Here is a 12,864-nt window from a genome sequence, read left to right as displayed (position 1 = left end):
TGCTGTTTTGTTAATACCTAAATAAGTTCTATTAAACCTGTTTTGTTTCCAGTCTAATTTAATTTGGATTCTTTTTGAAATGGATCTTTTTCTATCCTATCCACCCTATCTTATAGGTTTACGTCATTATTATTCGAAGTCTTCGAATGCGCTTCATCACTGTATTTCCCCCTAATTACTTGATAACAGACGCTTAATACTTATTCGATAATCTGTAAATATTCTTAGAATTTTTATGAAACGTATCAAAACCCGTTTCTTCTGTTACGTAAAGCAATGCAATAAAAGAAATACACAAACCAATACTTAACCCAATTAAGTTTAAAAAAGTATAAGGACGTTGGTTTATGAAATTCCTGTAAACTATTTTTAAATAGTATGTGATGTTCATTTTTTTAATTAGATTCTATTTTTATTCATCCCTTAAACTTTCCACAGGATTCCGAGTTGCCGCACTATATGTTTGCCAGCTAACTGTTACCAGAGCAATTATAAATGTAAACACACCTGCCAAAGCAAACACCCACCAACTCAAAGGCGTTTTATAGGCAAAATTCTCTAACCATTTACTCATAGCGTAATAAGCAATAGGACAAGCAATAATAAAAGCAATAACCACCCATTTTATAAAGTCTTTATTAAGCATGTACATAATCTCGTTTATGGTAGCACCGTTTACTTTTCTAACACCTACTTCTTTTACTCTACGTTGCGTATCATACAAAGCAATGGTAAATAAACCTATTGCTGAGATTAACAACGCAATAATGGTAAAGGCTATGTAAATAATGCTTAAGCGTTTTTCTTTTTGGTATAGTACAGCAATTTCATCGCTTAGAAAGGAATATTTAAAAACCTGATTCGGGTTTATTTCTTTAAATAAAGCTTCGATATGCTGGATACCTTCTTGTGTTTTATTCTTATGGAATCTTATGAAATATTCAGCTTCAAAATCTTCAAAATAAACCATCATAAGAGGTTTAGGTTTTGCTGATAGATGTTCGTAATTAAAATCTTTTACAACACCTATTATTTTATATTCTCCCCAGCTTCTGTTTTTAATTACCGTAGTTTCTATGTCTTCAATACCCCAATGCTTTTTAGCGGCTTCATTAATAACTATTTTTTTACCACGTTGTTTGTCTACACCTTCTTCAAAAAAGCGGCCTTCTATTAAATTAAAATTAAATAAATTCTGATGATTTGGAGTTACAACTAAAGAATTGAGTGTTTCAAATTCAAAATCTCCAGCTTTAGGTTTCCAGTCTATGGGAAAAACATCTAAAGGAGATCCTCCTTGAGATGATTGCTCTATAATGGAAAATGACGCTAACTGATTATTAATATATTTAGGTGTTTGCATCGCTTTTTCTCGTTCTTCCAGTCTGCGTTCTCGTGTCCAATTTCGGCTTTCAGTATTAAAAGGTGGTTCGTAATAAAGTTTGACTTTTAAAATGCCATCATCGTTAAATCCAAGGTCTTTATCCAACATTAATTTTAGTTGATTATTTACTATTATTGAAGATATTAATAGCAAAAAGGCCATAGCATATTGTAGAACCACCGTAACTTGTTTTCCTTTTAATTTTTGAGAGATTGAATTCGTTTTCTTTAAGTTATTAATGGTTGAAAAACGATTAATAATGAGCATTGGGTATATTAAACCGATAATTGTTATAGAGGAAAGAATAATAGCATTAATTAAAAATATTTTCCAAATGGGTGGTGCTAAGGAAACTCGAACAAAATCGTTAAACCATGGCAGTAATAAGTTGTAAACTAGAGTAATAAGTAGAACAGATATGGTGATAACAATTAAGGTCTCAATAATTTTTTGCCCAACAATATGACGCTTTAAAGCCCCATTTACTTTAGATATAGCAATATTTTTAAGTACTGCATTGGTGTTAATTATTTGGAGGTTAGAATAATTAAGTATAGACACCAATAGAATGACTAGCATAATGACTATAAGAATGTCTATATTTTTTTTATTTCCTGAGCTAAATAGGGTTCTCTTCTTTAAAGTACTCAACTCAGAATTAAAATATAATTCGTCAAAACTTATTGTAGAAGTTATACTCTCTGTTAATTGTGGATAAAAATTTGGAACTTTATTATTAGAATTCTTTATTTTTTCTTCAAACTTATTTTTATCAAAACCTTTTACAGCTTTAAAAAAGGGAATACTTGAGCGTCCGTAACCGTAAGTTCTCCTTGCATAAGGAATAATATAATCAAACTTCAAGGAACTATTGGGTGGTATTTTTATTATTCCATTTACTGTATGAGTTCCTTGATGCATACGTATTTCAAAATCAATGACTTGGCCTATAGGATTTGAATCACCAAAGAGTTTCTTGCTAAAGTCTTCACTTAAGATAATGGTTTGAGGGTCGTTTAAAACCGTATTTGTATCTCCAATTGACAATTTGAAATCAAATACTTTAAAAAAACTACTGTCTGCAATGATTCCTTTTGGTAAATAAATATCCTGGTTATATTTAAGTTTTGTTTCATCCTCTCTAAAAAATATTAAATCTGTTGCACTTTCAATTTCAGGATATTCTTCGACTGAAAATCTGAATGGGTGACTCCAATCACTCTTTGGAGATTGTTTCATAATCACCATATAGATATCGTTCTCTCTTTCATGGAAATCATCCATTGTAAGCTCATTATGTATATATGAGAACAATAACGAAATACACAATGCTCCTAAACAAAGTGTCGCTAGACTTCCTGCAAAAATGACTTTGTTACTTCTAAAGTTTCTAAAGGCGAATTTTATATAATATTTTAGCATATTTAAATTTGTTGCTAGTAATTTTTTTATTTTGAATCTAAAAAATTGCCACATCACGAAAAAAAGCGTGATTCGCAATGACGTTTTCGATTATTTTTACTCTCTTATTTCATGAAATTCTACTTCCATAGAAATTAGTATTACACCAAAGCAGGGTCTTTACGGGTTTGGGTTACAATTTTCCCATCAAATAAATTTATAATTCTATGTGAGTAATTTGCATCATGGTCGGAGTGTGTTACCATTACAATTGTAGTACCTTCCTGATTGAGTTCGGTGAGCAAATTCATAACCTCTCTTCCATTTTTAGAATCTAAATTCCCCGTAGGCTCATCGGCTAATATTAATTTAGGATTTGCTACTACGGCACGAGCTATAGCAACTCGTTGTTGCTGACCTCCCGATAATTGCTGTGGAAAATGTTTGATTCTATGTCCCATTTTCATGCGCTCTAACATGTCTTTAACCATACGTTTACGCTCGCTAGCTTTTATTTTTAAGTAGATTAATGGTAGTTCTACGTTTTCGTAAACGTTAAGCTCATCAATTAAATTAAAACTCTGGAATACAAAGCCAACATTCCCTTTACGTTCTTGGGTGCGTTTACTTTCTTTTAAACTACCAACTTCTTTACCGTTAAACATATATGTGCCTTCGCTAGGATTGTCTAACATTCCAATAATATTTAACAAGGTTGATTTACCACATCCAGAAGGTCCCATTATGGCTACAAATTCACCTTCTTTGACGTGTAAGTTGACGTTGTTAAGGGCTTTAGTTTCAATCTCTTCTGTTCTAAAAATTTTTGTGAGTTCTTCAGTTTTTATCATAGTTACTTGTTTTTTGTTATTAATATTTATTTGTTTTTATTACGAAGTTCTATCTTTAATGACTTGATAATTTGTTCGTTGACAATTGCTTTTTCAAAGATTACCTCAGCAAATAAATTGATATTTCTATTTTTTATTTTACTCATCTCTTAAACTCTCTACAGGATTCCTAGATGCTGCTCTATAACTTTGCCAACTCACCGTTAGTAATGCAATAACTAACATAAACACTCCTGCCAAAGCAAATACCCACCAACTTAAACTGGTTTTATATGCAAAATTTTCTAACCATTTACTCATAGCGTAATAAGCTATGGGGCATGCAATTATAAAAGCAATAAGCACCCATTTCATAAAGTCTTTATTAAGCATTAACATAACTTCTTTAATGGCAGCTCCGTTTACTTTACGAATGCCTATTTCTTTAACACGTCGTTGAGTGTCATACAAAGCAATGGTAAATAAACCTATAGCCGATATTAATAAAGCTATAAGTGTAAATAGAATATAGATAAGACTAAGACGTTTTTCTTTATCGTAACGAGCTACAATCTCATCACTTAAAAAAGTATATTTAAAAGTTTCATTTGGATTCACTTTTTTAAATAAGTTTCCAAGTGAAATTAAAGCATCATTAACACCATTTTCTTGTAATGTGATAAAATAGTCATCTTCAGGCTGCACAGAAGGAAATAGTACCAAGGGCTTAGGTTTATATGCTAAATGCTCATTATTGAAATTTTTAATTACACCTATAATTTTATAACCTTTAAAGACTTCATTTGGGCTTAAAATTGTAGCATTGTTAATATTATCTACTTCTAAAAATTTCTTGGCGGCTTCGTTTATAATAATTTCATCTTTATTGTATGAATATCTAGTGTTGTTATCAAACCATCGTCCTTCCTGAAGTGTAAGCCCAAAAACACTTCTATAATTGATACCGGTTGATAAAAAGTTCATTCCAGAAAAATCTTTACCACTATCTTTTTTCTTGAAAAGAATTGGTGCCAATGTTATTGGTGACATTCCCTGAGAAAAATTAATTACCAAAGGGTTTGTGGACAACTCATTATTTATCAAGTCAAGTTTCTGTAAGTCTACATTATTTTGTTGCGTATACTCTGCTTGCGATAAAAGTGATTTATTGTAAAACTTTACTCTTACAATGTTTTTGGTTTTAAAACCTAAATCCTTACCTAACATTAAATCCAGTTGTTTGGAAACCAATATGGAGCAAATAAGGAGAACCATTGTAAGAACATATTGAAACACCAAAATGGTTTTGCGAAGCTTTAAATTAGTATTGATTGCAATTGCATGTTTTACGCCTCTTATTGCAGAACTATTATATGTTTTTAGCAATGGATATACAAAAGCCAATATCATGGTCAAAACCAATGTAGCACCAATGATAATATAGGTGGTTAAATTTGAGGGTTGTAATTCAATTTTAACAATATTATTAAAAAAAGGCAGTACAAGTTTGTAGAGAATACTAACGAATAAAAAAGCAATGCCATAAAGTATTATGAACTCAGTAAGTTTTTGATATAGTGTATTTGATTTTTTTGCACCGTTTATAGCTGTTATAGCAATATACTTAGCACTATTATTCATGTTGATTATTTGCGCATTGGAAAAGTTAAGTGCAGGAATAATGATTATCACCAGTATGATTGCAAAAAGTATTTTTAAAGTTTTAGAGTCTCCTCTTCTCGATAAAATGTCTGCCCGAAGCGCTATATCTTTATAGTATAGTTTGTTAAACGGAAGATAATTTATTTGGGAACCTAAGTTCTTTTTAAAAAGTGAAACGATATCTAGACGTTCTACTTTTTTTATAAAATCAGCTTCATTAAATGTTTCATTAACAAGTATAAATTTCATACCACCCTGATGATAATTAATACCAAAAGTTTTTGAGGGTTCCGGCAAAATAAGGTCAAAGGTTATAGAACTGTTAGATGGTACTTGTATAATGTTTTTGATAGTGTAAGTAGCTTCGAAACTAGTCTTAATTCGAATTTTTTCTCCAACAGGATTCTTATCTCCAAATAATAGCTTAGAAATTTTTTCAGATAAAATAACACTGTATGGATCATTAAAAAAGGTTTCTTTATTACCTGTTTTTAATTTAAAATCGAATATTTTAAAAAATGCAGTATCAGCTATAATAATATCAGAATAGTAAGCTTCCTTTTTATGGTAAACCACTGCGTTTTTATACTTTTTACTTAACTTGGGCACGGAGACTGCAGTTTCTAATTCTGGAAACAAACTGTAATCTATATCGATGGCTGGTGGCGGATTTGACCATTCATCATTTGGGGTAAACTTAAAAACTTCTAAATAAATACGTTTTTTGTTTTCATGAAAGTTATCTATAGTGAGTTCATTAAAGGTGTATGTAAATAACAACGATGCACAAAGCGTTCCCAAACACAGCGATAACAAACTCCCTAACAGAATGGTTTTGTTACTTCTAAAATTTCTTAAAGTGAATTTTATATAATGTTTAAGCATAATTTGTTTTAACTATTCCTTTTTATTAATCCGTATTATTCATCCCGCAAACTCTCTACGGGATTCCTAGTCGCTGCTCTATACGTTTGCAAACTTACCGTTAGTAATGCAATTACTAGGATGAATACACCTGCCAATACAAATACCCACCAGCTTAATGCTGTTTTATATGCAAAGTTCTCCAACCATTTACTTATTGCGTAATAGGCAATGGGGCAAGCGATGACAAAGGCAATAACCACCCATTTTATAAAATCTTTATTAAGCATTAGCATGATTTCGTTAATAGTAGCACCGTTTACTTTACGAATGCCAATTTCTTTGATTTTGCTTTCGGTAATAAATAAGCTAATGGCTATCATACCCAATAGTGAAATAAAGAGCACAATCATGGTAAAAGCTTCTAATGAACGTTTTAATTGGAGTTCTTTTTTGTAGATGTCTTTGTGATTGTATGAACCAATTAATCTTCTTAATAAGACTTTGTCATCAAACCCTTTGCTTTTAAAAAATGTAAGTATGTCATTTTGCAACTGATTTTTATACTCCGGATTATAGGATACTTGAAAAATATTCGGATACCCAGTAAAATCAAATCCAAAGATGATTGGTTGAACAGGATAATACAATGGAAGGTTATAAACATCTTTAAATACGCCAACAATAACCCCTTTTCTAAGACTTCCAGTTGCATAATCGTTGGTTAAAACAGTACCAATTGGGTTTTTAAGGTTAGCTTTTTTAACAAAAGTTTCGTTTACCAAAACTTCTATTAGAGAATTATTATTCCTAAGCTTCATTTTCCTTTCTCCATCAAAATGCTCTTTAACATTATTAGAAAGAATTAATGGGTTTAAGTTTTTACCTTGTAATAATTCTATTTTATGGGTTTTTAAATAGTTGTTATCGCCCTGAATAACAATAGCATCTATTTCTTTATCAAGCTCAACTAATTTTGTATTTGAAGCTCTAAAATCTGTTCTAAATAAATTTTGCCCTCTAGCAATAGAATTTACAAAACTTTTAGATTGAAGTAAACCTTTTATCTCATCTGAATATTTCATAGTAGGAATACTTATAATATTATGAATATCGAAGCCTATATCCTTACTTTCAATATAATCTACTTGTTTTTTTATTGCCAAAATCGATATAATTGTAGCAATACTTAACACTAACTGAAAGCCAATAATATATTTATTAGAAAGATTAAAAGCGTTTTTCAAATTAGTATTGATGCTTAAGATAATAGTACTGTACGATATTAAAAACTCAATAAAACCAATTACTAACCCTATAGCTAAAACAAGACAAAAGAATGTAAACAGAATAAATACATCTGATGTTAAAGACAACAAATAATCAAACCCGATTAATTCTGAGATATAAGTATTTAATAATGGATAAGAAGCAAAAGCAATTACTAATACTATTAAAACATTTAAAATAGATTCTGAAATAAGTTGCATTAAAATGGTCTTTTTAGAAGCCCCTAAATAGCGTTTTGTGGTAAACTCTTTAATTCTTGAGCTATTGAGCCCAATGTTCATGATTACATAATTAAGCGCTCCAAAAAGCAACACTAAAATACCTATTAAAGAAACTACTTTAATAAATTGTAAAGACCCTTTTTCCTCTTGATCTTTTATATTATTGGAGTTAAAATATATTTTGTCAAAGCGTTGTAAATAAAATGGTGTTTTTTCTTTAACGGTATATCCATTAGCAACTCTATTTCGTTCATCAAATAATTCATTACTGATTTTAGTTGCTAATTGTTTAGCATCTGTTAATAAAGGAATATGCAAGTATAAACTTGGTGACCATGAACTCCATCCTCCTCCAACATTCTTTTCATAATCTTGAAAATTTATAATAGCTTCTGCTTGTATAGTCGATGTTTTAGAAAAGTTTTCAATAACACCTATTACTTCTAATGTTCTTTTATTTGGTGATTTATAATCAGAAATAGTTAACACTTCACCTATAGGGTTTTCATCTTTAAATAGTTCTTTAGCTATTTTTTGTGTCAAAAAAATACCATTCGGAGTTTCCTTAAACTTTTTAAGACTACCCTCTATAATTGAGAAATTAAATAATTCAAAAAAAGAAGGATCAGCATGTGCAAATTGCCTTAATTCAGATGTTCTATTAAAATGAAACTCTATTGGGGAGTTATGCTGAAATCTTGTATAGTCTTTTACCTCTGGAAGCTTTTCTTTTAATAGAGGCCCAAGTGGATTTGGAGTTATTGCCACCCTAAAATTAGAATTATTTCCCCATTTGCAATTCACTCTGTAAATATCTTTCTTTTTCGTATGAAACCCATCAACACTTAACTCCTTATACACAAAATGATAAATATGAAAAGAAGCAATAATAGCAATGCTCATTCCTAAAATAGAAATGGCGTAGATTTTATAGTTTCTACTTATTCTACGGATGTATTCTTTTAGTATTTTAAAAATCATATTTATTAACTTTTCATTTGTTTCAGTAGCACCATTGTATCTCTATTATTTTAGTAATAACTTATCACTCTCACCAAAAGCATCATAGTCCGAGGTGATTACTTGCTCTCCTTCTTGTAATCCTTCTAAAATCTCATAATATTTAGGGTTTTGTTTTCCTATTTTTACCGAACGTTTTACCGCAAATTCTCCTGTACTGTGAACAACATATACCCATTGACCACCAGTGCTTTGAAAAAATGCCCCACGGGGTAACAACAAGGCTTCGGTTGGTGCACCTAATTGTAATTTAATGTAATAGTTCTGCCCTGTTCTTATATTGTTTGGTTTTTCTCCAGAAAATACCATATCTATTTTAAACTTTCCTTCTCGAACCTCTGGATATACCTTTTTCAATGTTATACCAAAAGAAATATCTCCACGTTCAAACGTACCTGTTAGTCCTTTTTTTATACGGTCTGTATAATGTTCATCAACAGTAGATTCTATTTTAAAATCGGTTAGCACGTTTACTTGTGCTATGCTTTGTCCGCGACCTATTTGTTTACCAATTTCCGCATCCAGCATACCTAATTGGCCATCGATGGGTGCTTTTACATTTAAGTTTTCTATACGCTCGTATGCCATACCCAAAGTTTGTTTCATACGGGCTAAATCTTTTACCAAATCTTTTATACTTCCGGTACTTAGTAATGAATCTTGTTTTACTTGAAACTTATTTACCTCGTGATTTTTTTGTGCGAGCTCATAACTCTCTTCTGCTTGTAAAAATTCTTCACCAGCAATGAGTTCATCTGTATATAGAGCTTTGTATTGTTCAAACTTTCGCTTTGCCTTTTTTAACTGGAATTCAGATTCTAACAAGCTTTTTTGCCCACCAATTCGTTTAGACTCAAAATTTATTTGGGTTTGTCTAAGGTCATTTTGTTTTATAGCTAAATTGGTTTCACTATTTAAAATTTGACCATACAACTCTCTGTTTTCTAACTTTAAAATAACATCCCCCTCTTTTACCATGCTACCTTCTTCTATTAAAATTTCGAGTACACGACCGCCTTCATAAGCATCTAAATACACCGTGCTTATAGGTTGCACTAAGCCACTAATGCTTATGTAATCGTTAAACTTGTCTTGAACTGTTGTAGAAATGGTTAGCTTATCTTTCTCTACTTTAAGTGTAGAGCCTGAATCGCTAAAAGCGATATAACCAATAAAATAAAGAAATAGTAACACCGCACTTACTATAGCTATATGTTTTGGCCTAATCCCTTTTTTCTTTTCTATTTTGGTGTCCATAGTTGTTTAATTAGAAGGTGATATGACTGGTAATGAAAATGTACCATTGTAAAAATCTAGTGTGTGCTTTTGAATAGCCATTTGCGCCATTAATCGAACTTGTTCAATTTTTGCTGTTAGATACGTATTACTTGCCATTTGTAGTTCGTAAAGATTTATTAATTCTTTTTCATACTTTTTTTGAGCAATATCATAAGCTTTCTTTTTAGCTTTTACCGTTTTTAAATTAAACTGCTCTTCGGCAATAAGTGCCTCATTTTTTTGTAATAATTCCTGAATAATTTTATAAGTACGTTGTTCCTCTATTTTTAGTTCAGCTTGTGCTTTTTCTAATTCTATCTTAGCAATTTTTATACTACTACGTATTCTACCGTTACCAAAAATGGGATAATTAAGGGATAATCCTATAAATTTATTTTGATTGTTTTTTATTTGTTCATTAAATGGAATAGTACTTCCTGAAGCATCTTTAAAATTATCAGAAAAACTTGAAAAAATACTGGCTCCTAAACGAATACTAGGTAATAGTGCTGTTTTTTCAATAGCTAAATCTTTTTTAGCAGTTTCTACATTTATTTTACTCTTTTGAAGACTAGGTAAAATGTTTTGCGAAGCATTAAACAGTGTTTCTATATGTAATGATGAATCAATATCTGAAGCTTTATCCGAAGGCATATCCTGAATAATAGAAATATCTGAAGCTTCTAAGTTCATTTCTTGAATAAGTGCTAATTTAGCTGCTTTAAGGGTGTTTTCAGCTTTTAATACTTCCAAAGCATCAGCACTGGTAGCGGCTTCTATTTCATAAAAATCGGCCTTAGCAACTAAACCTAGTTCTACTTTTTTAGCAATAGTTTTTTGACGCAATAAATTGGTAGCTTGTTGTTCTTTAATTATTTCTAAAGTACCCTCTTGAAACAATACGCTATTAAACAAGTCCATAATTCTAAAGGCCAAATCATATTGTGCTTGCTGCTCATCAAATTTACTGGATTCATATATCAACTTTTGGTACGATAAGGTGTGCCATTTTTTAAAAGACTCGAAAAGCGTTAAAGATGATGATAACCCGCCACTTAAACCAGATACAAAACGCGTATCTACGAAACTATTAGTAACAGGATCTAAGGTACGCCCAAAACTGACATTATATCTTGGGTATGAAACACTTATGATTGGTAACATATCGCGTTTGCTTTGTCGCCATCGCTCTTTACTGATTTCGGCATTATAATTTTGTGTTTCTTGTGCAAGATTATGTTCTAAAGCATAAGCAATGCAATTATCTAGTGTCCATATTTTTTGAGACATCCCTTTACATGGAATTAGTAGCAAAGCTAAAAACCACACTATTTTTTGACACATGTTTTTAATCATTTTCTATAATTCCATATGCCAACTACATGCCATAAAACAAAACGCATTGAAATACAGCACTTTAATCCTTATTTAGAATCATTTTTTAATATGTAAGTGTAAAATTAATTTACAAAAAGTGTAAAATATTTTTACACTTTTTAAAAGTGGAACCTTATAATGCTTAGTTTTGAGTTCCAATTTTTATACTAATGAATAAAGGAAAAATTCTTATTGTAGACGACAAAAAAAGTGTGCTAAGTGCTTTAGAGCTATTATTGCAGTCTGAATATAAAACTATAACCACATTAGCTAACCCTAATGGTATTACCTCAATTTCAGATTTAAATACTTATAATGTTATAATGTTAGATATGAATTTCTCGGCAGGTGTAAATACGGGAAACGAAGGATTTTATTGGCTAAAACGTATAAATGAGTTGACTCAAAACACATCGATTATTATGATGACGGCATACGGCGGTGTAGAATTGGCAGTTCGTGCCTTAAAAGAAGGAGCTACAGATTTTATATTAAAACCTTGGGACAATCATAAGCTTTTAAGTACCATACAATCAGCATATCAGTTACAGCAATCCAGAAAAGAGGTTAGCCATTTAAAAGAAAAAACAAAACATTTAAAGCAGCTAATCAATAAAAACGAGACCCCAATTATTGGGAATTCTAAAGCTATAAATCAAGTTTTAAAAATTACCCAAAAAGTTGCCAAAACTAAAGCTAATATTTTAATAACAGGTGAAAATGGTACAGGTAAAGAGCTCATTGCGCAAGCAATTCACAACGGTTCTTTAAGAAAAGATGAAGTTTTAGTGACTGTAGATATGGGCGCCATTACTGAAAGCCTTTTTGAAAGTGAACTTTTTGGGCATACTAAAGGTGCTTTTACCGATGCACATGAAGACCGTGCAGGAAAGTTTGAAACGGCTAATGGTGGAACACTTTTTCTCGACGAAATTGGTAATCTTAGTTTAACCTTACAAGCTAAATTGCTAGCCGTTTTAGAGAACAGAGAGATTTTTAGAGTAGGATCTAATGATCCCATACCTGTAGATATTAGATTGATTTGTGCTACAAACTGTAATTTAGAGCAAATGGTAGATGAAGACTTGTTTAGAGAGGATTTGTTATATAGAATTAATACCATACAAATTGAAGTTCCTCCATTACGACTTCGGGATGATGACATTTTATTATTAGCTGAATATTTTTTAACTAGCTATTCTAGTAAGTATGGGAAATCTGGGTTAAAACTTAATGCTTCATCTAAAAAGAAATTACTAAATCATCAATGGCCAGGAAATGTTAGAGAACTACAACATACCATAGAACGAAGCGTAATATTAAGTGAACACAATATCCTTACTTCAAACGATTTTGTTTTTAAAAAACAGGCTTTTTCTGCTACTCAAGAAATGAACATTACATTAGACGATATGGAAAAAACTATGATTGAAAATGCACTAGTGAAACACGAACAAAATTTTAGCGCAGCAGCCAATCAATTAGGAATTACTAGACAAACTTTATATAATAAAATAAAACGATATGGTATTTAATT

General features: G+C 30.9%; 8 protein-coding genes. 1 reads left to right on the top strand and 7 read right to left on the bottom strand.

What is annotated here, in order from left to right; all coding sequences use genetic code 11:
- Positions 1-193: 193 nt before the first annotated feature.
- From EM932_RS07020 to EM932_RS06990, 7 genes are all read right to left on the bottom strand, one after another.
- Complete coding sequence (locus tag EM932_RS07020; RefSeq protein ID WP_135876471.1) at positions 194-391, bottom strand: hypothetical protein; 198 nt, start codon at positions 389-391, stop codon at positions 194-196.
- A 21-nt stretch (positions 392-412) separates the two neighbouring features.
- Complete coding sequence (locus EM932_RS07015) at positions 413-2,806, bottom strand: ABC transporter permease (protein ID WP_170179750.1); 2,394 nt, start codon at positions 2,804-2,806, stop codon at positions 413-415.
- A gap of 140 nt (positions 2,807-2,946) precedes the next feature.
- Positions 2,947-3,636 carry an ABC transporter ATP-binding protein gene (locus tag EM932_RS07010; protein ID WP_135876469.1) on the bottom strand — a complete coding sequence of 230 codons (690 nt, stop codon included), beginning with the start codon at positions 3,634-3,636 and terminating at the stop codon, positions 2,947-2,949.
- 138 nt (positions 3,637-3,774) lie between these two features.
- The gene (locus EM932_RS07005) at positions 3,775-6,162 is read right to left on the bottom strand and encodes an FtsX-like permease family protein (protein WP_135876468.1); all 2,388 of its coding nucleotides are present in this window, start codon (positions 6,160-6,162) and stop codon (positions 3,775-3,777) included.
- A 35-nt stretch (positions 6,163-6,197) separates the two neighbouring features.
- On the bottom strand, positions 6,198-8,633 hold the full coding sequence (locus EM932_RS07000; RefSeq protein ID WP_135876467.1) for an ABC transporter permease: 2,436 nt from the start codon (positions 8,631-8,633) through the stop codon (positions 6,198-6,200).
- A gap of 45 nt (positions 8,634-8,678) precedes the next feature.
- Positions 8,679-9,929 (bottom strand): efflux RND transporter periplasmic adaptor subunit, encoded by a 1,251-nt coding sequence (locus tag EM932_RS06995; RefSeq protein WP_135876466.1) that lies wholly within the window; start codon positions 9,927-9,929, stop codon positions 8,679-8,681.
- 6 nt (positions 9,930-9,935) lie between these two features.
- Entirely contained in the window at positions 9,936-11,294 is a 1,359-nt protein-coding gene (locus tag EM932_RS06990) for a TolC family protein (RefSeq protein WP_170179749.1), read from the bottom strand.
- Positions 11,295-11,497: 203 nt separating this feature from the next.
- On the opposite strand from EM932_RS06990, the gene EM932_RS06985 reads away from it, so the two are divergent.
- On the top strand, positions 11,498-12,862 hold the full coding sequence (locus tag EM932_RS06985; RefSeq protein ID WP_135876464.1) for a sigma-54-dependent transcriptional regulator: 1,365 nt from the start codon (positions 11,498-11,500) through the stop codon (positions 12,860-12,862).
- Positions 12,863-12,864 lie beyond the last annotated feature (2 nt).

The organism is Flavivirga rizhaonensis, from assembly GCF_004791695.1.
Taxonomy (GTDB): Bacteria; Bacteroidota; Bacteroidia; order Flavobacteriales; family Flavobacteriaceae; genus Flavivirga; species Flavivirga rizhaonensis.
The sequence above is the reverse complement of the archived record's forward strand: the minus strand, read 5'-3'. Positions and strand labels throughout refer to the sequence as shown.

Coding starts and splice junctions, on each gene's coding strand:
- EM932_RS07020 (WP_135876471.1), bottom strand. CDS start 391: ATGAACATCACATACTATTTAAAAATAGTTTACAGGAATTTCATAAAC.
- EM932_RS07015 (WP_170179750.1), bottom strand. CDS start 2,806: ATGCTAAAATATTATATAAAATTCGCCTTTAGAAACTTTAGAAGTAAC.
- EM932_RS07010 (WP_135876469.1), bottom strand. CDS start 3,636: ATGATAAAAACTGAAGAACTCACAAAAATTTTTAGAACAGAAGAGATT.
- EM932_RS07005 (WP_135876468.1), bottom strand. CDS start 6,162: ATGCTTAAACATTATATAAAATTCACTTTAAGAAATTTTAGAAGTAAC.
- EM932_RS07000 (WP_135876467.1), bottom strand. CDS start 8,633: ATGATTTTTAAAATACTAAAAGAATACATCCGTAGAATAAGTAGAAAC.
- EM932_RS06995 (WP_135876466.1), bottom strand. CDS start 9,929: ATGGACACCAAAATAGAAAAGAAAAAAGGGATTAGGCCAAAACATATA.
- EM932_RS06990 (WP_170179749.1), bottom strand. CDS start 11,294: ATGTGTCAAAAAATAGTGTGGTTTTTAGCTTTGCTACTAATTCCATGT.
- EM932_RS06985 (WP_135876464.1), top strand. CDS start 11,498: ATGAATAAAGGAAAAATTCTTATTGTAGACGACAAAAAAAGTGTGCTA.